Origin of the sequence: Promicromonospora sukumoe (assembly GCF_014137995.1) — a bacterium.
Classification (GTDB): Bacteria; Actinomycetota; Actinomycetes; order Actinomycetales; family Cellulomonadaceae; genus Promicromonospora; species Promicromonospora sukumoe.
Genome location: NZ_JACGWV010000002.1, coordinates 1,395,995 through 1,420,168, shown reverse-complemented (window position 1 = coordinate 1,420,168; position 24,174 = coordinate 1,395,995). Strand labels below are relative to the sequence as shown.

Annotated in this window: 20 protein-coding genes; 10 read left to right on the top strand and 10 right to left on the bottom strand. The window is 73.9% G+C overall.

Annotated elements, in window-relative coordinates:
* Nucleotides 1-72 precede the first annotated feature (72 nt).
* The 5 genes from FHX71_RS23525 to FHX71_RS23505 form a co-directional block, all read right to left on the bottom strand.
* Nucleotides 73-903, bottom strand: coding sequence for an amino acid ABC transporter ATP-binding protein (locus FHX71_RS23525; protein ID WP_220490245.1), 831 nt, complete (start codon nt 901-903; stop codon nt 73-75).
* Entirely contained in the window at nt 890-1,549 is a 660-nt protein-coding gene (locus tag FHX71_RS23520; protein WP_182619800.1) for an amino acid ABC transporter permease, read from the bottom strand. The genes FHX71_RS23525 and FHX71_RS23520 overlap by 14 nt, the downstream gene beginning before the upstream one ends.
* Before the next feature lie 66 nt (nt 1,550-1,615).
* Nucleotides 1,616-2,413, bottom strand: coding sequence for an amino acid ABC transporter substrate-binding protein (locus FHX71_RS23515; RefSeq protein WP_182619799.1), 798 nt, complete (start codon nt 2,411-2,413; stop codon nt 1,616-1,618).
* 79 nt (nt 2,414-2,492) lie between these two features.
* A complete protein-coding gene (locus FHX71_RS23510) occupies nt 2,493-3,431 on the bottom strand; it encodes an AraC family transcriptional regulator (protein ID WP_182619798.1) in 939 nt (312 codons plus the stop codon).
* 24 nt (nt 3,432-3,455) lie between these two features.
* Nucleotides 3,456-4,379 (bottom strand): cation diffusion facilitator family transporter, encoded by a 924-nt coding sequence (locus tag FHX71_RS23505; protein ID WP_182619797.1) that lies wholly within the window; start codon nt 4,377-4,379, stop codon nt 3,456-3,458.
* A 207-nt stretch (nt 4,380-4,586) separates the two neighbouring features.
* Between FHX71_RS23505 and FHX71_RS23500 the strand changes: the two genes are divergently transcribed.
* The gene (locus FHX71_RS23500) at nt 4,587-5,456 is read left to right on the top strand and encodes a class I SAM-dependent methyltransferase (protein WP_182619796.1); all 870 of its coding nucleotides are present in this window, start codon (nt 4,587-4,589) and stop codon (nt 5,454-5,456) included.
* 51 nt (nt 5,457-5,507) lie between these two features.
* Here the strand turns inward: FHX71_RS23500 and FHX71_RS30195 are convergent, their stop codons facing one another.
* Nucleotides 5,508-8,924, bottom strand: coding sequence for a S41 family peptidase (locus FHX71_RS30195; protein ID WP_182619795.1), 3,417 nt, complete (start codon nt 8,922-8,924; stop codon nt 5,508-5,510).
* A gap of 381 nt (nt 8,925-9,305) precedes the next feature.
* Here FHX71_RS30195 and FHX71_RS23490 point away from each other — a divergent pair, with 381 nt between their 5' ends.
* The 7 genes from FHX71_RS23490 (at nt 9,306) to FHX71_RS23460 (ending at nt 16,722) form a co-directional block, all read left to right on the top strand.
* Nucleotides 9,306-10,244, top strand: coding sequence for an ABC transporter ATP-binding protein (locus FHX71_RS23490; RefSeq protein ID WP_182619794.1), 939 nt, complete (start codon nt 9,306-9,308; stop codon nt 10,242-10,244).
* Between the two features lie 95 nt (nt 10,245-10,339).
* A complete protein-coding gene (locus FHX71_RS23485; protein WP_182619793.1) occupies nt 10,340-11,374 on the top strand; it encodes an aliphatic sulfonate ABC transporter substrate-binding protein in 1,035 nt (344 codons plus the stop codon).
* A complete protein-coding gene (locus FHX71_RS23480; RefSeq protein WP_246403378.1) occupies nt 11,367-12,200 on the top strand; it encodes an ABC transporter permease in 834 nt (277 codons plus the stop codon). Before FHX71_RS23485 ends, FHX71_RS23480 begins: the two co-directional genes overlap by 8 nt.
* Nucleotides 12,191-14,170: an acetate--CoA ligase gene (gene acs, locus FHX71_RS23475; RefSeq protein ID WP_182619792.1), complete on the top strand. Its 1,980-nt coding sequence runs from the start codon at nt 12,191-12,193 to the stop codon at nt 14,168-14,170. The genes FHX71_RS23480 and acs overlap by 10 nt, the downstream gene beginning before the upstream one ends.
* Nucleotides 14,167-15,564, top strand: a complete 1,398-nt coding sequence (locus FHX71_RS23470; protein ID WP_182619791.1) for an O-acetylhomoserine aminocarboxypropyltransferase/cysteine synthase family protein — start codon at nt 14,167-14,169, stop codon at nt 15,562-15,564. Before acs ends, FHX71_RS23470 begins: the two co-directional genes overlap by 4 nt.
* Nucleotides 15,561-16,052, top strand: coding sequence for a CoA-binding protein (locus tag FHX71_RS23465; RefSeq protein ID WP_182619790.1), 492 nt, complete (start codon nt 15,561-15,563; stop codon nt 16,050-16,052). The genes FHX71_RS23470 and FHX71_RS23465 overlap by 4 nt, the downstream gene beginning before the upstream one ends.
* A gap of 43 nt (nt 16,053-16,095) precedes the next feature.
* A complete protein-coding gene (locus FHX71_RS23460; protein ID WP_182619789.1) occupies nt 16,096-16,722 on the top strand; it encodes a nucleoside/nucleotide kinase family protein in 627 nt (208 codons plus the stop codon).
* 40 nt (nt 16,723-16,762) lie between these two features.
* Here the strand turns inward: FHX71_RS23460 and FHX71_RS23455 are convergent, their stop codons facing one another.
* The 4 genes from FHX71_RS23455 to FHX71_RS23440 all read right to left on the bottom strand — a co-directional run bounded on the left by FHX71_RS23455 (nt 16,763) and on the right by FHX71_RS23440 (nt 21,357).
* Nucleotides 16,763-17,743, bottom strand: a complete 981-nt coding sequence (locus FHX71_RS23455; RefSeq protein ID WP_182619788.1) for a sulfotransferase family protein — start codon at nt 17,741-17,743, stop codon at nt 16,763-16,765.
* Nucleotides 17,744-17,832: 89 nt separating this feature from the next.
* Entirely contained in the window at nt 17,833-18,585 is a 753-nt protein-coding gene (locus tag FHX71_RS23450) for a VOC family protein (RefSeq protein WP_182619787.1), read from the bottom strand.
* A 212-nt stretch (nt 18,586-18,797) separates the two neighbouring features.
* Nucleotides 18,798-19,910, bottom strand: coding sequence for an arsenate-mycothiol transferase ArsC (locus FHX71_RS23445; RefSeq protein ID WP_220490244.1), 1,113 nt, complete (start codon nt 19,908-19,910; stop codon nt 18,798-18,800).
* An 85-nt stretch (nt 19,911-19,995) separates the two neighbouring features.
* On the bottom strand, nt 19,996-21,357 hold the full coding sequence (locus tag FHX71_RS23440; protein ID WP_312877189.1) for an NAD(P)/FAD-dependent oxidoreductase: 1,362 nt from the start codon (nt 21,355-21,357) through the stop codon (nt 19,996-19,998).
* A gap of 64 nt (nt 21,358-21,421) precedes the next feature.
* Between FHX71_RS23440 and FHX71_RS23435 the strand changes: the two genes are divergently transcribed.
* Both FHX71_RS23435 and FHX71_RS23430 read left to right on the top strand, forming a co-directional pair.
* Entirely contained in the window at nt 21,422-22,825 is a 1,404-nt protein-coding gene (locus FHX71_RS23435; RefSeq protein ID WP_312877188.1) for an amino acid permease, read from the top strand.
* A gap of 75 nt (nt 22,826-22,900) precedes the next feature.
* Nucleotides 22,901-24,085, top strand: a complete 1,185-nt coding sequence (locus FHX71_RS23430) for a metallophosphoesterase family protein (protein ID WP_182619786.1) — start codon at nt 22,901-22,903, stop codon at nt 24,083-24,085.
* The last annotated feature ends 89 nt before the right edge of the window (nt 24,086-24,174 follow it).

The following is a 24,174-nucleotide window of genomic DNA, read 5'->3' as shown; positions in this document are numbered from 1 at the left end:
GCGACAGCGGGCCGCCCCGCTGGTTTGTCCGGTTGCGGCCCGTTCGGTTGCGATCCGGCCGGGGGCCCGGGCTCAGTCCAGGGGGTGGAGCACCCGCTGCAGGAACTGACGTGTGCGTTCCTCGGCCGGGTCGGTGAAGATCTGCGCGGGCGCGCCCCGCTCGACCACCACGCCGCCGTCGAGGAACAGCACCTCGGACGCGACCTGGCGCGCGAACTGGAGCTCGTGGGTGACCACGACCATGGTCCAGCCCTCCTCGGCGAGCTCCTTCATCACCGTCAGCACCTCGCCGACCAGCTCGGGGTCGAGGGCCGACGTCGGCTCGTCGAACAGCAGGAGGTCCGGCTGCAGGGCCAGCGCGCGGACGATCCCGACGCGCTGCTGCTGCCCGCCGGACAGCTCGTGCGGGTAGGCGTCGCGCTTGTCGGCGAGCCCGACGCGGGCCAGCAGCTCCTCGGCGCGGCCGACCGCCGTCGCCCGCGGGACCCGCTGGACCTGGGTGGGGCCCTCGATCACGTTCTCCAGCACCGTGCGGTGCGGGAACAGGTTGTGGTGCTGGAACACCATCGCGGACCGGTCCCGCAGGGCCGCCCGGTTCGCCTTGGCCGTGCGGGCCGCGGCACGCCGCGCGCCCCAGCCGCCGGCGCCACCGGCGGCCTGGGCACCGAAGTCGACGACGGGGCCGCCGGCGAGCTCCAGCACGCCGGCGTCGGGCGTCTCCAAGCCGTTGAGGGAGCGCAGCACCGTCGTCTTGCCGCTGCCGGACGCGCCGATCAGCGCGACCACCTCGCCGCGCCGCACGTCCAGGTCGACGCCGCGCAGCACGTGGTTGGCGCCGAACGACTTCTCGATGCCGCGGGCGGTCAGCAGGTCCCCCGCGGGGCGGTCCTCAGTGCGCGACATACCGGTCCAGCCTCTTCTCGAGTGCGTTCTGCCCGGAGGACAGCACCGTGCAGAACAGCCAGTAGATGAAGGCCGCCTCGACGTAGATGGTCAGGAACTCGTTCGAGAACGCGGCGATCTCCTGGGCCTTGCGGAACATCTCGGTCACGAGGATGAGCGACGCGAGCGACGTGTCCTTGACCAGCGAGATGAAGGTGTTCGACAGCGGCGGCACCGACACCCGGGCGGCCTGCGGCAGGATGATGCGCTGCAGCGAGCGGACCGGCGACATGCCGACCGTCCAGCCCGCCTCCCACTGGCCCTTGGGCACCGAGAGGATCGCGGCGCGCACCACCTCGGCCGCGTAGCCGCCCACGTTCAGGGAGAACGCGATGATCGCGCTCGGCCACGGGTCGAGCAGGATGCCGATCGACGGCATGCCGTAGAAGATCACGAAGAGCTGCACCAGGAGCGGCGTGCCGCGGATCACCGAGACGTACGCCCGGCCGATCCACGACAGCACCGGGTTCGGTGACAGGCGCAGCAGCGCCACGATCAGTGCGAGCACCAGCCCGATCGCGAACGACGCGAGCGCGAGCGGGATGGTGCCGGTGAGGCCGCCTCGCAGCAGCGGCCAGAACGAGTCGGCGACGAGCTGCCAGTCCATGTCCCCCCCCTCGGCGCCGTCAGCGGTGCCGGGCGCGGTGCCCGGCGAGGAGCGTCGCGGGGTGCGTCACTCGGAGACGTCCTCGCCGAAGTACTTGTCGCCCAGCTCGGCGAGCGTGCCGTCGGCGCGCAGGTCGTCGAGGGCGCCGTCGATCGCGGTGGCCAGGGCCTGGCGCTCCGGCGTCACGACGAACGCGGACTGCGACTCCTCGTCGGTCTCCGCGGCGACCTTGATGCCGGAGGCGTCGTCGGTGTTCGCGTAGTCGAGGTAGGTCAGGCTGTCGTTGATCGTGGCGTCCACGCGGCCCTGCTCCAGCAGCGCCACGGCCTGTGCCCAGCCCTCGACGGCCTCGACCGTCGCGCCGCTCTCCTTGGCGAGGTCGTTCCAGTTGCTCGTGAGCGACTGCGCGCTGGTCTTGCCGTCCAGGTCCGCGAAGCTCTTGATGTCGTCGTTGTCCGCGGCGACGACGAGCACGCCCGTCGAGACGGTGTACGGCGTCGAGAAGACGTAGTCCTCCTCGCGCTCCGGGGTGATCGTGACCTGGTTCGCGATGGTGTCGAACCGGCCGGCGTCCAGGCCCGTGAAGATCGCGTCCCACTGGGTCTCCTGGAACTCGATCTCCAGGCCCAGGTTCTCGGCGACCGCCTCGGCGACCTCGACGTCGTACCCGACGAGCTTGTCCGTCTCGTCGTGGTAGCTGAACGGGCGGTAGGTGCCCTCGGTGGCGACGATCAGCTTGTCGCCGGAGACGAGGCCGAGCTCGTCGCCCGCGCCGCCCGACGCGCCGGAGCTGCCACAGCCGGTCAGGGCCAGCAGGGCGGCCGAGGCCGCGGTGACCGTGAGGAGGGCGCGGTTGCGAGACATGGTGAGGGCTCCTTCGAGGGATGGCACATATCGGCCGTTCCGATGCGTGCCCCAAAACTAGCCGATGACAGACCCGAACTCACGCACGGCCCCAGGACCGCTCGTCCCGGCGCCATCGGTCGGGCGTGGTCCCGTAACGATCCTTGAACCTTCGGACCAGGTAGGTCGCGTCGCGCAGCCCCGTCCGCGGGGCGACGACCGCGAGCGGCAGGTCGGTGTCCCGCAGCATCCGGCGCACCTCGGTCAGGCGCCGCTCCGTGATCCACTCGAGCAGGGTGCGGCCCGTGCGCTCGCGGACCGCCGTGGTCAGGTAGCCGGGCGTGTAGCCCAGCGCGCGGGCGACGTCGGCCGCGGAGACCGGGTCGCGGAACGTCGCCTCGATCTCGTCGAGCACGCGCGTCACGAGCGGGTCGGGAGGTGCGGGGGCCGACGGCGCCAGGCGCGCCGCCGCGATCAGCACCCGCGTCAGCAGGGCCGACGCCGCGTCCCGCGCCCCGAGCCGGTCCGGCTCGGCGAGCTCCTCCGCAAGCTCCGTCAGCCAGGCCGACCAGCGCGGGCGCTCCTCCTCGGGAACGACGGCGCTCGCGGCCCCGGCGTCGTCGAACAGCGCCAGCAGGGGGTGGTGCGCCCACGTCAGCGGCGAGACCGTGGCGAGCGCCGGGACGGCGTCGGGCGTGAACGCGACGCTCCACGCCGTGCAGTGCTCCAGGTCGGCCAGGGTGGCGGCGCCGATCGGCTGCCCCGGCGGCACGGCGTGCAGGTCGCCGTCCCGCAGCGGCGTGCGCCGTCCGCCGAGGGCCACCTCGCCCCCGCCCCGCTCGACGTACACGAGCACCAGGAAGTCGTGCGCGTGCCGGTGGTCCGGGGGCCGGTGCGGGTGGTCGGCGTCGGCGTCGATCCGGTTGACCCGGACCGGCAGCCGGCCCGGGCGCACCGGGTACCCGTAGACGGGCGTGCCGTCCGGGCGCACCGTCCGCAGGCGGTACGGGTCCCGGCCCGGGACGGGCGGCGTCGTCATGCCCGGCTCACCGGTCCCGCGCGCTCACCGGTCGCCCGGCACCGCGAGGGTGAGCACGGCGTCCACGATCTGGGGCGCGCGCTCGAGCTGCCGCTCCAGCGCCCGCAGGCGGACGGCGACGTGCGACTCGGACTCGTCGCCCGGCAGGTCGATGCTGGCGACCAGCAGGAGCTGCCGGGGTCCGACGAACTCGAGCCGGAGGTAGCCCACGTGGTCCACGCCGGGCAGCGCCTCGACCCGTTCGCGCACCGCCTGGTGGATCTGCTCGTCGGCCACCTCGCCCGTGAGGAACCGCCGGTTGCGGTCGAAGAGCACCCACGCCACGACGCACAGCAGCAGGCCCACCAGGATCGAGCCGGCCGCGTCGTACCGGGCGTCGCCGGTCACCTGGTGCAACCCCATCCCGGCCGCGGCGATCACCAGGCCCACCAGGGCCGCCGAGTCCTCGGCGAGCACCGCGCGCAGCGTCGGGTCGGACGTGCTCAGCGCGTGGTCGAGCAGGTCCCGGCCGAGCCTGCGCGCCTCGGCGCGGGTGCGCCGGTAGGCCTGCAGGAACGAGAAGCCCTCCAGGCAGAAGGCGACCGCCAGCACCACGTAGCCGACGCCGTAGTCGGTGGTCTCCTCGGTCTCCCCGAACGCGTGGATGCCGTGGTAGACCGACACGACGCCGCCCGCCACGAAGAGGCCGAGCGCCGCCAGCATCGACCACACGTAGGCCTCCCGGCCGTAGCCGAGCGGGCGGTCCTGGTCCGGCGGACGCGCGGACTTGCGCTCGGCGACCAGCAGGAACACCTCGTTGCCGGTGTCGGCCCACGAGTGCGCGGCCTCCGCCACCATCGACGCCGAACCCGTCAGCACCGCCGCGACCGACTTGGCCGCCGCCACCGCGAAGTTCGCGGCGAACGCGATGACCACCGTCAGCGCCGAGTCGTTCCCCTCGCGAGCCATGCGTCCCCCTTCGTCGCGACCTCCCTGACGCTACCGACGTTCCGGGGTGCCCGCCCGGTTCAACCGGCCCGGCCAACCGAGGATCGTGCGATCGGCACCGACTTCCGTCCTGTCGGCGCACCGCAGGATGTCCGATGCTGGAGGGGACGGCCGCAGCGGCCGGCCCGCGCCGCCCCGGCGCGGGCACCCGGACGAGAGGCGCCCCGGATGAACGACAGCACCGTGCGGATCATCGACCCCCGCACCCCGGAGGAGCGCGGGCGCGAGTTCCTGCCCGGCATGGCCCGGCCCTGGCTGCTCCCGCTCTACGACGCGTTCACCCGCCTCTCCCGCGTGCGGCCGCTGCACGACCGGGCGGCGGCGCTCGCGGACGTCGCGCCGGGGGAGTCGGTGCTCGACCTCGGCTGCGGCACCGGGAACCTGTCGCTCGCCGTGCTCCGCGCGCAGCCCGCCGCGCTCGTCACCGGCCTGGACCCGGACGCCGCCGCGCTGCGCGTCGCGGCCCGCAAGGCGGCGCGCCGGCGGGTGCCGCTCACGCTCGTGCAGGGCTTCGCCGACCGCCTCCCGGTCGACGACGGCTCCCTCGACCACGTCGTCTCCGCCCTCGCGCTGCACCACGTGCCCGACGACGCCCGGGTGCGGTTCGGGCAGGAGGCGCACCGGGCGCTGCGGCCGGGCGGCACGGTGACGATCGTGGACTTCGGCGGCGGGGACGGTACGTCCGGGGCGGACGGCGGGGACGGGCACGGCGCGCACGGCGCCGGTCACGGCGGCGGACACAGCGGCGGACACGGTTCCGGCGGCGAGCACGGGCATCGGCACGGTCGAGGGCGGGGCCACGGCCGCGGACGACGGCGCGGTCCCGGCAGCATCGGCGCGTACGGCCGGGTGCGGGGGCACGGCCGCGGGCACGACGCGGTCGAGGCCGAGGCCGGAACCGACCCCCACACCGCCCGGCCCCCGGCGGCCGACCTGCTGCGCCTCCTCGCGGACGCCGGGTTCACCGACGTCCGCGAGGTGGAGCGGGCGGAGCACCGCTACGGCCGGCTCACGTTCGTGCAGGCCACGCGCGGCTGACCGGGAGCGCGCCGCCCGGGCGGCACACCACCCGGGCGGTGCACCGGACACCTACGGGCGACGGCGCACCCGCGGCTCCGGCAGGGCCGGGGGCGCGGCCGCCGGGGTCTCCTCCAGCAGCCGGAAGGCCTCGGCCATGCCGGCCTCGAGCTGCGGGTCGACGTCGGAGAAGTAGTCCGCCGGCGTGTGCCGCACCTCGATGTCGGGGTCCACGCCGTAGTTCTCGACGTCGAAACCCTTGCCCTCCAGCCAGAAGCCGTAGCGCGGCTGGGTGATCCCGGTGCCGTCCACGAGGTCGAATCGGCCGTCGATGCCGATCACGCCGCCCCAGGTCCGCACGCCGACGACCGGCCCGACGCCGAGCGCCTGCGCGGCGGCGTTCACGATGTCGCCGTCGGACCCCGCGTACTCGTTGGTGACGAGCACGACCGGGCCGCGCGGCGCGCGGTCCGGGTAGGAGTTGGCGCGGTCGTAGTGCCGGTTCAGCCCCCAGCCCGCGACGCGTGCGGCGAGCCGCGCGATCACGAGCTGCGACGTGTGCCCGCCGCCGTTGTAGCGCACGTCCACGACGATGCCCTCGCGGTCCGTGGCGAGCCGCAGGTCGCGGTGGAGCTGCGCCCACCCGGTGCTCACCATGTCCGGGACGTGCACGTACCCCAGCCGGCCGCCCGACCGCTCGGCGACGTACTCGCGGCGGGACCGCACCCAGTCCTGGTAGCGCAGGTCGGACTCGTTGGCGAGCGGCACGACGACGACGCGGCGGTCCCTGCTCGCGACCGGGCCGGTCTCGCCGTCCGCCGGGGCCGGGGCGCGCCGCAGGGTCAGCTCCACCGGGATCTCGGCCGCGCCGACCAGGTTCGCCGCCGGGCCGGACACCGGGTCCACCGGGCGCCCGTCCACCGCGACGATGAGGTCGCCCGGCCGCGCGTCGACGCCCGCGGCGCGCAGCGGGGACCGGGCTCCCGGGTCGGACGACTCGCTCGGCAGCACGCGGTCGATCCGCCAGCCCTCGGCGGTCCGCGAGAGGTCCGCGCCGAGCAGCCCGAGCCGCCGGGACGCGTCGCCGCGCTCGTGGGGCGACCGCACGTAGGCGTGGGAGGTGTTGAGCTCGGCGACGGTCTCCCAGAGCACGTCCTCCAGGTCGTCGTGCGTCGCGACCCGGTCGATCAGCGGGCGCCAGCGCGCCACCACCCCGGCCCAGTCGACGCCGTTCATGTCCGCGCGCCAGTAGTGGTCGCGCATGATGCGGGCGTTCTCGTCGAACATCTGGTGCCACTGGGCGCGGGGGTCCACCTCGTGGCGCGCGCGGGACAGGTCGATGTCGAAGGCGCCCGGGTCGTCGTCGCCGGGCTTGCTGGTGGCGGACTGCGTGCTGAGCCCCGAACCGGACCGGATCACGACCCGCTCGCCGTCGCCCGACACCGCGTACGCGGTCACCTTCTCCGCGACGTCCGTGGCCTTGCGCGCCTCGAAGGACCAGAACTGGAGCACGTTGGGCACCGGGTCGCCCTCGGTGCCGGCGTGCCGCGCGCCGAGCACGCCCGCGTCGTCGGTCTCGTGCACCCAGAGCACGCCGCCCTTGGCCGCGAGCAGGTCGCGGTAGCGGCCCGACGTCACCGGGAACGGCATCACGCGTTCCTCGGCGCCCTCGAAGTCGATGTCGGGCGAGGCCTCGGCCTGCGTGTCCTGCTCGGACTTCTCGTCGCCCGACGCGGTGTCGTCCGCGCCGCCCTTCGTGTCGTCCGGTGTGGCGTCCTGCTTGGCGTCCGGCGCGCTCAGGCGCCAGCCGTCGGCGCTCGGGCCGAACGGTGCCGGCTCGGTGGCGGACAGCGGGATGAGCCACGGCCGGGTCGCCGCGCTGAACGACAGGGCGAACTCGTGGGAGTCGTAGGACGGGTCGAACGTGCGGTTCGACAGGAACACGACGTACTTGCCGTCGTCGCTGAACGCCGGCGAGAAGTCGTGGAACCGGCCCGACGTCAGCGGCGTCGCCGTCGGCGTCTCGGCGTGCAGGTCGGCGATCAGCACCTGGTGGTGGTCGCCCTCGGTGCCGGTCGGGCTGGACCAGGCGAGGTACCGGCCGTCCGGCGAGAACGTCGGGGACTCCGCCTCACCGTTGCCCGACCGGCCGACCGGGACGACGGTGCCGGCCGGCAGGGCGGCCTCGCCGGCGGGCAGCGCGACCACGCTGACCCGGCCGTCGTGCGAGATGGCCGCCACCTTGTCGCCGGCGGGGCTCGCGGCCAGGTGGAGCACCCGGCCGAGCTCGCCGGCCGCGAAGCGTCGCGGCACGGCGTCCGGGTCCACGCCGTCGGCGCCGGGCAGGGTGTGCACCTCCAGCGCGTCCTCCCGGCTCTCGCCCTCCGCGGTCGTGTGCGGCGCGTCCGTCACGACGACGGCGCGGCCCGTGTCGCCGAGCAGCACGGGCTCCCGCACGCGGACCGACGGGTCGGCGACGAGCGCGCGGGCCGGTCCGGCGCGGTGGGTCACCCAGAACGCGGTACCCAGCCAGCCGACGACGCTCGCGTCGCCGGTCCGGTCGACGGCGAGCCCGTCGACGCCGCCGGGCGCCGAGTCCGGGTCGGCCGGGTACGCCTCCGGGAGCGCCCCGGTCAGCGTGATGTCCAGGCGGCGGGGGGTGCCGTCGAGCGCGTCGAGCAGCCAGAGGTCGCCGCGGCTGTGCCACACGATCCGCGTGCCGTCCGACGCCGCGTCGCGCACGTAGCCCTCGGCCGCGGTCTGCGTGGTGAGCAGCCGGGGCCCGGGCGCCTGCGTGCCGGTCGCCAGGCCCTCCCAGACCCAGAGGTTCGCCTGTTCGTCGGCGTGGTCGGGGAACGTCGCGGCCCGGTCGGAGGTGAACACCAGCGCGTCCCCGATCCACATCGGGTCGTAGGTCCCGGCCTCGTCGTCGGGCAGGGGGCGCTCCCACTCGCCCGTTCCCCGGTCGAGCCACAGCACGGAGGCCGTGCCGCCGCGGTACCGCTTCCAGTAGGCGGGCGTGCGGTAGCCCGCCGACACGAGGGCGGTCGTGCGGCCGCCGTCCGGGCCCTGGTGCTCGGCGACTCCCCACGCGGTCCCGTAGCGCGGTGTCTCGACGGTGCCGTCCAGGCCGACGGCGCGCACCACGGTCAGGGAGCGCTCGTGCGCGCCCGCGTTGGACGAGACGAGCACCTGGCCGGCGTCGTCCCAGCCGAGCACCGTCGTGGCGGTGCCGCCGAGGTAGGTCAGGCGCCGCGTGGCGCCGTCGGCCAGCTCGATCACGTAGGCCTCGGGGTGGCCGTCCTTGTGCGACACGTACGCGAGGCGGGTGCCGTCCGGGGAGAACCGGGGTGTGGTCGCCGGGGCGTGATCGCTGGTCAGGCGCCAGGCGCGGCCGCCGGAGAGCGGGGCGAGCCAGACGTCGTCGTCGGCCACGAACGCGACCTGGTCGCCATGGATGTGGGGATACCGGAGATAGGGCTGGGTCACCGGTTCAACGTACTCGCGGGCCCCTGCGCCGTCACCGGAAATCGCTCACGGCGGCAAGCATGCGGACGCATGGACGTCCACATCGTGGTCTCAGATGATGAAACGATCTGGTGCACGAGTTGCATCATCCGGTTCTATGGGGTTCATCGGCATTGCCTGACAAAAGATGACCGACCGCCCCATGAGAGAGGAAAGCCCGATGACGTCACGACGCGCCACCGCGGCCCTCTCCGGGCGCGCGACGTGTCGCCGGTCCTGCCGAATGCGGCAGTGCGCCGGCATGTGACGCTCCCTTCGAGCCTGCCGCCCGGACCGGTCCGGGCCATGTCGGTGCACAGCGACAGCCCTACCGCACGGACCGATCGCAAGGGATGGACCCCCATGGTTCCCACAGCACCGTCCACAGCCCAGTCCACAGGCCGGCTCACAGCCTCGTCCGGTGCCGGCGCGAGCGTGTCCGACGTCGTCGCCTCGCCCGCGCTCCCCGTCCGCCTCGACGGCGTCTCCCGGACGTTCCCGGCGCCCGGCGCCGCGCGGGACGCGCAGGCCGGTCGCACCGTGCTGCACGGCGTGGACCTGGAGGTCGCGCCGGGCGAGATTGTCGCCGTGCTGGGGCCCTCCGGCTGCGGCAAGTCGACGCTGCTGCGCCAGGTCAGCGGCCTGGACGCGCCGACGGGCGGCCGGGTCACGATCGACGACGGACCCGTCGTCGGCGCCGACCCGCGCACCGCCGTCGCCTTCCAGGAGCCGCGCCTGCTGCCGTGGCGCACGCTCACGCAGAACGTCGCGCTGGGGCTCCCGCCGGGCACGGCGAAGGACGCCGGGCGGGCCCGCGTGGCCCAGCTCCTCGACCTGGTCGGGCTGGCGACGTCGGCCGGGCTGCGGCCCCGCCAGGTGTCGGGCGGCATGGCCCAGCGCGCCTCGCTGGCCCGGGCGCTGGCCCGCAATCCCGGCGTCCTCCTGCTCGACGAGCCGTTCGGCGCGCTGGACGCGCTGACCCGGCTGCGGATGCAGGACCTGCTGCTCGACGTCCACGCCGCGCAGCCCGCGACGATCCTGCTGGTCACGCACGACGTCGAGGAGGCGCTCTACCTCGCCGACCGCGTCGTGCTGCTGCGCACCCTGGCGGACGGCGGGGCTGCCCGCGCCGCCGGGTCCGGCGACCGCGCCGACGCCGGGTCCGGCGACCGGGCCGCCAGCATCGCGCGGATCGTCGACGTGCCGGGCGACCGGCCGCGCGACCGGGCCGCGCGCGACCTGGCCGAGCTCCGCGCGGAGCTGCTCGACGGCCTCGGCGTGCCGACGCACCACGACCGCTGAGCACGCACCGCCGCACCGAACCTGCTGTACCCGAGACCACCCCGAACCGACAGACCCAGCCCGCCGGCCGCCGTCGGGCAGCGAGAGGAAAACCCATGCGTAACCCGAGGAACACCGTCCTGGCGTCCGGTCTGGCCCTGGTCTCGGCGATGGCGCTGACCGGTTGCGTGGCGGGCGAGGGCTCGGCCGCGGCCGGCGGCGGCGAGGGCGCGGGCGCGGGCGAGTGGAGCACCGACACCCTGAACATCGACTTCGCCACGTACAACCCGCTCAGCCTCGTGGTCCGCGAGCAGGGCTGGCTGGAGGAGGAGCTCGACGGCGTCGAGGTCACGTGGGTGCAGTCCGACGGCTCGAACACGGCGAACGAGAACCTCCGCGCCGCGGCGATCGACTTCGGCTCGACGGCCGGCTCCGCGGCGCTCCTGGCGCGGGCGAACGGCTCGCCGATCCGGACCGTCGACATCTACAGCCAGCCGGAGTGGTCCGCGATCGTGGTCCCGGGCGACTCGGAGATCAAGGACGTCGCGGACCTGGAGGGCGCCTCGATCGCGGCGACCAAGGGCACCGACCCGTACTTCTTCCTGCTGCAGACCCTGGACGAGGCGGGCATCCCGCTCGACGAGGTCGAGGTGCAGAACCTGCAGCACGCCGACGGCCGCGCCGCGCTCGACAACGGCTCCGTCGACGCCTGGTCCGGCCTGGACCCGATCATGGCGGCGGCCGAGGCCGAGGCCGGCGACAAGCTGATCTACCGCAACATCGACTTCAACACCTACGGGTTCCTCAACGCGCGCGAGGAGTTCGTGGACGAGCACCCGGACGTCACCCAGGCCGTCGTCGACGCCTACGAGCAGGCCCGGGCCTGGGCGCTGGAGAACCCCGAGGAGCTGTCCGCGCTGCTCGCGGAGGTCGCCTCGATCGACCCCGAGGTCGCGGCCACGGTGATCGAGGACCGCACCGTGCTCGACCTCGACCCGGTGCCCGGCGACCAGCAGCGCGACGTGCTGGAGGTCGTGGGCCCGATCTTCGTCGAGTCGGGCGACGTGCCCGCGCAGGAGAACGTCGACACCGCGCTCGACGAGCTCTTCGCGCCGGAGTTCGCCCAGGAGGCGGTGGCCTCGGATGGCTGACGCGCGAGCCGACGTCGGGCAGGCGGCCGCCGCGCCGGCGTCCGGCCGCCCCGGGCCCGTCGCCCGGATCGGCGCCGACCGTGCCGGCCGGGTGCTCCTCGGGCTCCTCGTCCCGGTGGCGCTGCTGGCGCTCTGGTGGGGCGTCACGGCCGCCGGCCTGGTCCCGCCCTACCAGCTCCCCGGCCCGGTGGCCGTGTGGGACGCCGCCGTCGACCTGATCGAGCGCGGCCAGCTCGGGCACCACGTGGCGATCTCGACGCAGCGCGTGCTGATCGGGTTCGCGCTGGGCGCCGCCGTGGGCCTCGCCGTCGGCTCCCTGGTGGGCCTGTCGAAGCTCGGCGACCTGCTGCTCGCCCCGACGCTCGGCGCGATCCGTGCCGTGCCGTCGCTCGCCTGGGTGCCGCTGCTCATCCTGTGGCTCAAGATCGGCGAGGAGTCCAAGATCACGCTCATCGCGATCGGCGCGTTCTTCCCGGTGTACACGACGATCGCGGCCGCCCTGCGGCACGTCGACCCCCACCTGGTCGAGGCGGGCCGCGCGTTCGGGCTGCGCGGGCTGCGGCTCCTGACGACGGTGCAGCTCCCCGCCGTGCTGCCCTCCCTGGTGGCCGGGCTCCGGCTGGCGCTCGCGCAGTCGTGGCTGTTCCTCGTGGCCGCCGAGCTCATCGCGTCGTCGATGGGCCTCGGGTTCCTGCTCAACGACTCCCAGCAGAACGGCCGGGTGGACCGCATCCTGCTCGCGATCGTGCTGCTCGCGGTGCTGGGCAAGCTGACCGACGCGCTGATCGGCCTCGCCGAGCGGCGCCTGCTGCGGAGGTGGGCGTGACGGAACCGAACGTCACCGCCGAGGCCTACGACCGCGCCGCCGCCGACCCCGTCGCCTTCTGGGCGGAGGCCGCGAGCCGCCTCGACTGGACGACGCCGTGGCACACCGCGCACACCTGGTCGCCGCCCGCACCGCGGGACGAGCCAACAGACCTGAGCGTCCCTGAGGCCGCCTGGTTCGTCGGCGGCCGCCTGAACGTGGCCGCCAACTGCGTGGACCGGCACGTCGACGCCGGCCGGGGCGCCAAGGTCGCGCTGCACTGGGAGGGCGAGAACGGCGACCGCACCACGGTCACCTACGCCGACCTGCGGCGCCGCGTCGCGCAGGCGGCGCACGCGCTGACCGCCCTCGGCGTCGGCCCGGGCGACCGCGTGGTGGTCTACCTGCCGGTGCTGGTCGAGACCGTCGTCGTCGCGCTCGCGTGCGCGCGGATCGGCGCGGTGCACAGCCTGGTCTTCGGCGGGTTCAGCGCGGAGGCGCTGCGCTTCCGGCTCGCGGACACGGGCGCCAAGCTGCTGGTCACCACCGACGGGCAGTTCCGCCGCGGCGTCGCGACGCCGGTCAAGGCGAACGCCGACGAGGCCGTGGCCGGGCTGGACCACGTGGAGCACGTGCTCGTGATCCGCCGCACGGGCTCCGACGTCGCCTGGACCGACCGCGACGTCTGGTGGCACGACGCCGTCGACACCGCGCCCGAGGTGCACGAGGCGCCGTCGTTCGACGCCGAGCACCCGCTCTTCATCATCTACACCAGCGGCACCACGGGGAAGCCCAAGGGACTTGTCCACACCTCCGGTGGATATCTCACCCACGCGAGCTGGGCCCACTGGGCCCACTTCGACGCCAAGCCCGACGACGTGCACTGGTGCACCGCCGACCTGGCCTGGGTCACGGCGCACACCTACGAGATCTACGGCCCGCTCTCCAACGGGCTCACGCAGGTGATCTACGAGGGCACGCCGGACACGCCGTCCCGCGAGCGGCACCTGGAGATCATCGAGCGGTACGGCGTCACCGTGTACTACACGGCGCCCACGCTGATCCGGACCTTCATGACCTGGTTCGGCGACACCCTGCCGGAGCACGACCTGTCGTCGCTGCGCATCCTCGGCACGGTCGGCGAGGCGATCAATCCCGCCGCCTGGGAGTGGTTCCGGGCGACGTTCGGGCGCGGCGAGCTGCCCGTGATCGACACGTGGTGGCAGTCCGAGACGGGCGCCGCCATGGTCGCCCCGCTCCCGGGCGTGACGCCCCTGGTCCCCGGCTCGGCGACGCGCGCGCTCCCGGGCATCGAGGTGGCCGTGGTGGACGACGACGGCCGCCGCCTCGGGCCCGGCGAGCCCGGCATCCTCGTGGTGACCAGGCCGTGGCCGGGCATGGCCCGCACGGTGTGGCGCGACCCGGGGCGCTACCTCGACTCGTACTGGCGGCGTTTCGCGGGCCACGGCCCGGCGGGCGCGTACTACGTGGCGGGCGACGGCGCGCTGCTCGACGAGCACGGCAACGTGCACCTGCTGGGCCGGCTGGACGACGTCGTGAACGTGTCCGGGCACCGGCTGTCCACCATCGAGATCGAGTCCGCGCTGGTGGCGCACCCGACGGTGGGGGAGGCCGGGGTCGCCGGCGTGCCCGACCCGGTGACCGGGCAGGCCGTGGCCGCGTTCGTGGTGGCGTCCGGCGTGGGCGTAGGTTGGGCGGGCGCGACGTCGCCGCAGGAGGCGGACGCCGCGGTCGCTGAGCTGAGGTCGCAGGTGGCACGCGAGATCGGGCCGGTGGCGAAGCCGCGGTACGTGGTCGCGGTGCCCGAGCTGCCGAAGACGCGGTCGGGAAAGATCATGCGGCGCCTCCTGGCGCAGCTGTGGCAGGGCGAGGAGCTGGGCGACGTCACGTCGCTGCAGAACCCGTGGGCCGTCGACGACATCCGCGCCGTCCTGGCAGAGGGCGTCGCGGAGAGGAAGGCAGGACGATGACCGAGCACACCTTCGGGTTCCGCACGCGGGCCCTTCACGCCGGGGGCATCCCCGACGCGGCGACGGGGGCGCGGGCGGTGCCGATCTACCAGACCACGTCGTTCGTGTTCCAGGACACCGACGACGCCGCGAACCTCTTCGCGCTGCAGAAGTACGGCAACATCTACTCCCGGATCGGCAACCCGACCGTTGCGGCCCTGGAGGAGCGCATCGCCTCGCTGGAGGGCGGCATCGGCGCGGTGGCCACGGCGTCCGGCATGTCGGCCGAGTTCATCACCTTCGCCGCGCTCGTCGGCGCGGGGGACCACGTGGTCGCGTCCGCGCAGCTCTACGGCGGCACGGTGACGCAGCTCGACGTGACGCTGCGGCGCTTCGGCGTGCGGACCACGTTCGTGCCCGGGACGGACCCCGCGGACTACGCCGCGGCGATCACGCCCGAGACCAAGGTGCTCTACACCGAGGTCGTGGCCAACCCGTCGGGCGAGGTCGCCGACCTGGAGGGGCTCGCCGAGGTGGCCCACGCCGCGGGTATCCCCCTGGTGGTCGACGCGACGCTCGCGACGCCCTACCTGGTCCGGCCCATCGAGCACGGCGCCGACATCGTGATCCACTCCGTGACCAAGTTCCTGGGCGGGCACGGCACCACGCTGGGCGGCGTCGTCGTCGAGTCGGGCCGGTTCGACTGGGGCAACGGCAAGTTCCCGCAGATGACCGAGCCCGTGCCGTCCTACGGGGACGTGCGCTGGTGGGGCAACTTCGGGGAGTACGGCTTCCTCACCAAGTTGCGCTCCGAGCAGCTCCGCGACATCGGCCCGGCGCTGTCGGCGCAGTCGGCCTTCCAGCTCCTGCAGGGCGTCGAGACCCTGCCGCACCGCCTGGACGCGCACCTCGCCAACGCCCGCGCCGTCGCCGAGTGGCTCGACTCCGACCCGCGCGTCTCCTACGTGCTCTGGGCCGGGCTGCCGTCGCACCCGCACCACGAGCGGGCGCAGAAGTACCTGCCGCTGGGGCCGGGTTCGGTCTTCGCGTTCGGCCTCCAGGTCCCGACGACGCCCGCCGGGCCCGACGCCGAGAGCCTGGCCCTCGCCACGGACGCCCCGGTCGGCGCTGCCGTGCCCGTCGAGGACCACCTGCCGCTCCCGGACGGGCGCGAGGCCGGCCGGCTGTTCATCGAGTCGCTGCAGCTCGCGTCACACCTGGCGAACGTCGGCGACGCGCGCACCCTGGTGATCCACCCGGCGTCGACCACGCACCAGCAGCTGAGCGCCGAGCAGCTCGAGGCGGCCGGCGTGCCCGAGGACCTGATCCGCATCTCCGTGGGCCTGGAGGACGTCGAGGACATCCTCTGGGACCTCGACCAGGCACTGACCAAGGCGACGGGAGCGACCCGATGAGCGAGGCAACCCGGACCTGGCAGGGCCCGAGCGCCCCGGAGCGCCTGCGCATCCTGCGCTCGACGAGGTCGATCGCGATCGTCGGGGCGTCCTCGAACCCGGCGCGGGCGAGCTACTTCGTCGCGACGTACCTGCTGTCCTCGTCCCCGTACGACGTGTACTTCGTGAACCCGCGGGCGACCGAGATCCTGGGGCACCCCGTGTACCCGAGCCTCGCCGACCTGCCCGTGGTGCCCGACCTCGTCGACGTCTTCCGGCGGCACGAGGACCTGCCGACCGTGCTGGACGAGACGCTCGCCGTCGGGGCCAGGACCCTCTGGCTGCAGCTCGGGTCGTGGCACGAGGACGTCGCGCACAAGGCCGAGGCCGCCGGGCTGAACGTCGTGATGGACCGGTGCGTCAAGATCGAGCACGCGCGGTTCCACGGCGGCCTGCACCTGGCCGGCTTCGACACGGGCGTGATCAGCTCGCGCCGGGCGGAGCGGTAGCCGCGCTGGGTCGCGGCGTGGCCGGAACGAGGGACGACGCACGATGAGCACCCGGGTCGAACCCGTCAGCGCGCAGCTCCTCGCCGAGCGCGTCGTCGAGCTGGTCCTGGGCGGGGGCGCCGCACCCGGCGCCCCCGTCCGGCTGCTCGTCGACGGCCACCCGTCCGCCCACCCGGAATGGCTGGCCGACGCCGTCGTCGCGCCGCTGGAGGCAGCCGGCCGACCGGTCGCGCGGGTCCGCGTCAACGACTTCCTGCGCCCCCGGTCGCTCCGGCTGGAGCACGGGCGCGAGGACCCGGACAGCCTGCTCCACGGCTGGATCGACGTCGCGGCGCTCAACCGCGAGGTGCTGACGCGCGTCGCGGAACGGGGCGAGTACCTGCCCAGCCTGCGCGACCCCGCCACCGACCGCGCCACCCGGGCGGCCTACCTCCCCGCGGGCCCCGGCACGGTCGTCGTGCTCGACGGCGCCCTCGCGATCGGCCGCGGGCTCGACGTCGACCTCGCCGTGCACCTGGCGCTCAAACCGGCCACGCTCCGCCGTCGGACGCCGCCCGACGAGGAGTGGGGCGTCCCCGCCTACGAGCGGTACGCCCGGGAGATCGAGGGCGTGCCCGACCTGCTGGTGCGGGTCGACCACCCCGACCACCCGGCCCTCGTGCACGCCTGACGCGGGGCCTGCTGCCCGGCGCTTGCGGCGCGGCCGGGGCTCACGGGGCCGCCGCCTCCACGTAGCCCCAGCGCTCGCACATCGGGCGCAGCTCGCGCGGGATCGAGTCCGGGTCCGGGAGCGTGCGCCCGGGCTGGATGCTGCCGGTGCGGATCTTGTCGCGCCAGTCGCCCGCGCCCTTGCGGAACTCGCCGTGCTGCTGCTCGCCGTAGGCGGTCATCTCCGGCTCCCACGGCAGGGCGAGGTAGTCGCAGATGCGGCGGAACTCGGCCGTCGGGTCCGTGGTGACGTCCTCGTAGCGGACGGTCAGCCCGGGCAGCCGCCGCCGCACGTCCTCCAGCGCCACCATGTACTTCAGCGTGTGCTGGACGGCGCGGTTCATCGGCCGCCGGACCGGGTCGGCGTCGTGCCAGGAGCGAGCGACCGACGCCGGGTGCCGCAGCAGGAAGATGAACCGCGCGTCGGGCCAGCACACCGCGAACCGGTCCGCGACGAAGACGTTGCTCGGGGTCTTCTCCACGACCACCTGCTTGCCGCTGCGCAACAGCTCGCGGTGCAGCATGCGGTCCCACAGGATGTGCTCGACGTCGGACACCTCGTACCCCAGGGTCTCCATCGCCGAGTGCACCAGCGGGGTGGTGAAGCGGACCGCGAGCCGCCGCACATGGGTCTCGATCGGCGAGTGCACCTGGGAGTGGCTGTCCAGGACCACGCGCATGAGCGTCGACCCGGAGCGGGGCGCGGAGAGCACGAACACCGGGGCCACCAGGAGCCGGTCGGTCGCCGGGTCGGCGGGCGGCCGGAAGCGGCTGACGTCGGGCCGGCGGACGCCGCTCGTCCCGTTGCCGCCGGCCTTGCCGTTGGTCTTGCCACCGGCCTTGCCGCCGGTCCCCGGGCTGTTCGAACCGTGTCGGGGGGCGCCGGCACGCGGTACACGCGTGACCCGGACCCCGGCACGTTTCTCGAGCACCGTACCCAGACGTCGAGCGAGCTGTGTGCCGGTCTCTCGCACCGTGAGCATGTCGAAGGACTCCGTTCGGACGTCCCCCTGCCGACCAACACGGTGGCACGCCGCCCCCGGACGCGCCACCGCAAGCGGGAGAAGTCGGACTACAGCACCAGGCAGAACGGGTGTCCCGCCGGGTCGGCGAACACCCGGAAGCCCGAGCCCTCACCCGGCAGACGAGCCGCGCCGAGCGCCAGCACCGCGGCCTCGCCGGCGTCCAGGTCGGGCACCTCGACGTCGAGGTGCACCTGCTGCGGGTACCCGGGGTCCGGCCACCGCGGCGGGTTGTAGTCCGCCACGGACTGGAACAGCACCGGCCGGTCGCCGCCCAGCATCGCGACGCCGTCGGCGTCGTACGCCACCGGGGCGCCCAGCACGCCCGACCAGAACCCGGCCAGCTCGGACGCGTCGGGGCAGTCGAACGTGGGGCCCATGACGGTCACGCCGTCGGACTCCTCCTTGAGGCACAGGTCGAACGTGTGCCCCGCGAGGTCGGACAGCGTGATCCACCGCTCGTTCTCCCGCAGCACGGTCGCCCCGAGCTCGACCGCGCGGGTGCTCGCGGCGGCCAGGTCCGGCACGTACAGGTCGATGTGCGCCTGCTGGGGGTGCTCCTGCCCCGGCCACTGCGGCGGGACGTGGTCGGGGGCGAGCTGGAACGCGATCTCCCAGTGGTCGGGGGTCTGCACGGTGTGCCAGTCGTAGTCCTCGCGTGCGGCCTTCCCGCCGGTCAGCGCCGCCCAGAAGCCCGCTTCGGTGCCGAGGTCGGGCACGTCCAGGACCACCGCCCGCAGTGCGCCCACGCCGTCGGGCGCGGTTCCTTCGGCGGTAGGTCCGGTGGAGGTCGGTTCGGTCATGGCCCAGCCTTTCGGGAGGTGGTGCGAAGTACCGTCGGACACCACCCTGCACCCCGCCACTGACATTCCCCACCGGAAAAGTTGCGCGAGGCTGTCCACCGGGTTATCCACAGCCCTCCGGCGCGCCATCCGCACCAGAACGGCGTTATCCACAGATTCTGTCCACAGCCCTGTGAATTCGGTGGCCGCCCCGCCGAGGTCGAGCCGACCGGCTACCGCGCCTTCCGCTGACCACGGGCGCCGAGCGCCGAGGTGACGACGGTCCACGGCCGCCGGGCCAGGCGGGGCAGCCAGCCGCGCGGCTCCGCGGCGTCGAAGCGGCCCACCTCGGCCGTCATCGGCACCAGCAGGCCGGCCACGTCGCCTGCCTCGGCCTCCACAGCGTCCTCCACGGCGTCGTCCGTCGCGTCGATCTCCGCGACGAGCGCCCGCACCCGAGCGGTGATGTCGTCGACGATCCGCTCGACGTCCTCGATCGGCCGGCCCGCCGGGTCGTCCAGGGGCCAGTCGAGGTAGCGGCGGCCGGGGAAGACGGGGCAGGCGTCGCCGCAGCCCATCGTCACGATCACCCCGGAGGAGCGCACGATGTCGTCCGTGAGCTCGCGCGGGAACTCGATGAGCCCGTCCAGGCCGCGGCGGGCCAGGACCGTCTCCGTCATCGTGTCGGGCTCGGACACCGGCCGCGTGCCCGCGGTGCGCACCCGGATGCGGTCGCCCGCGAGGCGGCGCGTGACCGCCGCCGCGATCTGGGACCGGCCGGTGTTGTGCACGCAGACGAACAGCACGTCGCGCGGCGAGCCGTGGGTCACCTCGGTCATGGCGGCGAGCCGGTCGGTCGCGAGCCAGGCGGTGAGCGCCGGCAGGTGCTCGGACGACCGCACCTGCCTGCCCAGCGCGGCGTAGCACTCCCGGACCAGCCGGTCCACGGTGCCCGCGTTGGCGTTCGCGGCGAACGTGCCGGCCAGGGTGTCGACCAGGCGGTCGAGCAGGGCGTCGTGGTCGCGCACGTCGAGCGCCGGCTCGTCCGGGAACCGCGGGGCCGCGAGGGCCGCCGTGCCGAACCGCGCGATCCCGCGCGACGAGACGCGGTACAGCGCCGTGCTCGACGGCATCGGCCCCACGACGGCGACCAGACCGACCGCGACCAGCGCGTCCAGGTCGTGCTCCACGTCCGCGACGGCGGCCAGGTCCTCGGCGGCGGAGCGGGCCAGGTCCTCGGCGGTCGAGCGGCCCTCGGGGTGCGTGAGCAGGCGGGCCAGCAGACGCAACCGCTCGGGGTTCGCCATGGTGAGTTTCTGTGCCGAGCGCAGCTCGTCCGGGGTCATGCGCCTCTCCTTGGCCGACGGCGTTGTGGCCGAGTGCCAGGAGTGAGGCTACCGCGCCGTTCTGAGAGCCAGCGCGGCGAGTCTGTCAGGTGGACCGGGTCTTGGGCGGCCGCACGGTCGGCACGTCACCCACGATGGGGATCGGACGTCGGTGGAACGGGAACCCGTAGCGCGTGACGAGACCGGCGAGCGTCGTGACCCGGTTGCGCGGCCCGATCAGCGACATGATGTGCACGAACAGCCACACGATCCACGCCAGGCCCTTGGTGATCCGCAGCGGCCGGCCGCCGGGCAGGTTGATCTCGGCGATCGCGGCGCGCCGTCCGATCACCGCCATCGTGCCCTTGTCGACGTAGTGCAGGTCCTGCAGCGGCTCGCCGTCGAGCAGGGCCCGGATGTTCCGGCCCGCCACGAGGCCGCCCTGGAGCGCGGGCTGCGCGAGCTGCGGCAGGTCCGACGGCGAGATCGCGATGTCGCCCGCGGCAAAGACGCCCGGCAGGCCCTCGACCTGCATGTCGTCGCCGATCCTGATGCGGCCGCTGTCGTCCTGCGGCAGGCCCCACCCGGACACCTCGTCGTGCACGCTCACCCCGGCGGACCAGACGGTCAGGTCGGCGTGGATGCGGGTCCCGTCGGTGAGCACCACGGCCTCGCGCTCCACGGCCGCCACCCCGGCGCCCAGGTGCAGCGAGACGCCGCGGTGCCGCAGCTCCTGCGTCGCGTACGCACGCAGCTTGGGCGCGAACGACTTGAGGATCTCGCCGCCGCGCTGCACGATCTTGACCTCGAACGCGTCGCCGTGGATCTCCGGGTAGGCGGGCGCGAGGCCCGCGGTGCGCAGCTCGGCGAGGGCGCCCGCGACCTCCACCCCGGTGGCTCCGCCGCCCACGACGACGACGCGCAGACCGTCGTCGGCCCGCTTGGACTTCGCGGCCTTCTCCAGGCGGATGAAGAGGTTGTCCCGGATGCGCATCGCCTGCGAGCGCGTGTACATCGGGAACGAGTGCTCCTTGGCGCCCGGCGTCCCGAAGAAGTTCGCCGTGACGCCCGCCGTGACGACCAGGTAGTCGTAGCTGATCCAGTGGTCGTTCAGCAGGCGGATCTTCTTCGCGGCGTGGTCGGCCTCCACCAGGTGCTCGTGCACCACGCGCACGTTCTTCTGCTTGAGCCGCAGGCCCCGCAGGAAGTAGGTGACGTCGCCCGGGTTCAGCCCGCCCGTCGCCACCTGGTACAGCAGCGGCTGGAACGTGTTGTAGACGCGGCGGTCGATCAGCGTGATCCGCACGGGCGCGTCCTTCAGTGCCCGGACCGCCGCCATCCCGGCGAACCCGCCGCCCACGACGACCACGTGCGGCAGCGGCTCGGGGTCCCCGCTCAGGCTCTTCTCGAGGCCGTAGTCCTCGTCGTCCTCGGACAGGTGCACGGGGGTGTGTGCGGAGTCGGTCACAAGGACGATCCTCTCACCGGAGCAGAGGCACCCACATCCGGTGCCCGGGTTACCGTGGTCGGTCGTGAGCACCACCGACCACCACAGCGACCCCGCCGAACCCGCCGTCCGCCCCGAGCGGCTGGCGCATGGCCTGCGCACCCGGCACCTGACCATGATGGGCCTGGGCTCCGCGATCGGGGCGGGCCTGTTCCTCGGCTCCGGCCTCGGCATCGCCGCCGCCGGCCCCGCCGTCCTGGTCAGCTACGCCATCGCGGGCGCGATCGTCGTGCTGGTCATGCGGATGCTCGCCGAGATGGCGTCGGCGCTCCCGTCGAGCGGCTCGTTCTCCGTCTACGCGGAGGCCGCGCTCGGCCGCTGGGCCGGGTTCCTGCTGGGCTGGCTGTACTGGTTCACCATCGTCATGGTGCTCGGCGTCGAGGTGACGGGTGTCGCCGGCATCGTGCACGGCTGGTGGCCCGCGGTGCCCCAGTGGGCGGTCGCGGCCGCCGTCGTCGCCGTGTTCGGCGCGATCAACCTGGTGGGCGTGCGCCAGTTCGGCGAGGCCGAGTTCTGGTTCGCGACCGTCAAGGTCCTCGCGATCGTCGGCTTCCTCGTGCTCGGCGTGCTGATCGTCGTCGGCGTCGTGCCCGTGAGCGGCAGCGTGCTGGGGGAGTGGGCCTCCTACGGCGGGTTCGCCCCGGCGGGGCTGTCCGGCATCGCGGCTGGGCTGCTCACCGTGGTGTTCGCGTTCGGGGGCATCGAGATCGTCACCATCGCGGCCGCCGAGGCGCGCGACCCGCAGTCCGCGGTGGCGAGCGCCACCCGCACGATCCTCTGGCGCATCCTCTTCTTCTACGTGGGCTCGGTGGCGATCATGGTCGCGCTCATCCCGTGGACCGACGCCGCCCGGCTGGAGTCGCCGTTCGTCTCCGTGCTCCAGATGGCCGGGTTCGACGGCGCCGCGCGGCTCATGGAGGTCGTCGTCGTGCTCGCGCTGCTGAGCGCGTTCAACGCCAACGTGTACGCGACGTCCCGCATGCTCTTCTCGCTCGGCGGGCGTGGCGACGCCCCGGCGCTCGCGACCCGCGTCTCCGGCCGCGACGTCCCGTGGGTCGCGGTGCTGGTCTCCGTGTTCTTCGGCGTGGTCGCGGTGCTGCTCAACTACCTGCTGCCCGAGTCGCTGCTCGGCGTGCTGCTCAACGCCGTCGGCTCGGCGCTGCTCGTGGTGTGGCTGCTGGTCGTCGTCTCGCAGCTCCGGCTGCGCCCGCGGCTGGAGGCCGAAGCGGCCGAGCGGGGCGAGACCCTGCGCCTGCGCGCCTGGGGCTACCCGTGGCTGTCGTGGGTCACCCTCGTGGCGCTGGTCGCGGTGGTGGGCCTCATGCTGTCCGACGCCGCCGCCCGGCCGCAGATCGCCGCGACCGCGGGCCTCGTGGTGCTGATCCTGGTGGTCTACGTGATCGCCCGGGCGCTGCGCCGAGTGCGGTAGGCGTTCAGCGGACCGTCACCCCGGGTCCACCCGCCGGTCGGCCTGATGCCCGCGGGGTCCTCGATCGTTGGCGGCATGACCGAGAAGACTCCCGACGGCGTCGACCGCCGCACGTTCCTGTCCCTGAGCAGCCTCGGTGCGGCGGGTGCCGCGACCGCGGCCGCCGCCGGAGCCGCCGCGCCGGCCGAGGCCGTGGAGCTGGCCCGGCACCCGCAGCGGGGGCTGCGGTTCGGGCGGGACGGGAAGTTCAAGATCGTCCAGTTCAACGACACGCAGGACGACGAGAAGATCGACCGCCGCACCCTGGAGCTCATGCGCGCGGTGCTCGACGACGAGCGCCCGGACCTCGTGATCCTCAACGGCGACAACATCACCGGCGGCTGCGACACCCCGCTGGAGATGCACCAGGCGATGAACAACGTGGTGCAGCCCATGGAGGAGCGGGCCGTGCCGTGGGCCGTCACCTTCGGCAACCACGACGAGGACTCGACGCCGGACAGCGGCGTCGACGAGGCCGACATGCTGGCCTTCTACCGCTCCTACCGGCACAACGTGAACGGCCCGACGGCGCGCGGCGTCACCGGGCAGGGCAACTCGCACCTGCTGATCGAGGGCCGGGGCGGGCGGCCGGCGTTCAACGTCTGGCTGCTGGACTCGGGCCGGTACGCCCCCGACACGCTCGCGGGTCAGGACTTCGACGGCTACCCCCACTGGGACTGGCTGCGCATGGACCAGGTGAAGTGGTACTACGACACCTCGGTGCAGATCGAGCGCCGGTACGGCCGTGTGGTCCCGTCGCTCATGTTCATCCACATCCCGCTGTGGGAGTACCGCTTCATGTGGTTCGGCTCGGTGGACGGGCGCACCGACGCCGACGCGGCGCGCGGCAAGGCGCGACACGGCATCGAGGGCGAGCGCAACGAGGACGAGTGCCCGGGGCCCTTCAACTCCGGCATGTTCTCGGCGATCCGGCACCGGGGCGACGTCCGCGGCGTGTTCTGCGGGCACGACCACGTGAACACGTACTCCGGCGACTACTACGGCGTGCTGCTCGGGTACGCGGGCAACACCGGGTTCGGCACGTACGGCCTGGGCGGCGCCGAGCGCAACCGCCTGCGCGGCGCCCGGGTCTACGACCTCGACGAGTCGGCCGACGGCGTGCTGACCGGTACCCGCATGCGGTTCGCCGGCGAGTTCGGCATCGATCTCACGGCCGACGACCAGTGGATCGAGCCGCTCCCGCTGCCCCGGGGCAAGTAGCCGCCGCGCGCGTCCCCCGTACGTGTCAGACCCACAGGTCCCTCGGGTGACCTGTGGGTCTGACACGTCGGAAGTGCGGTGCGCGGATG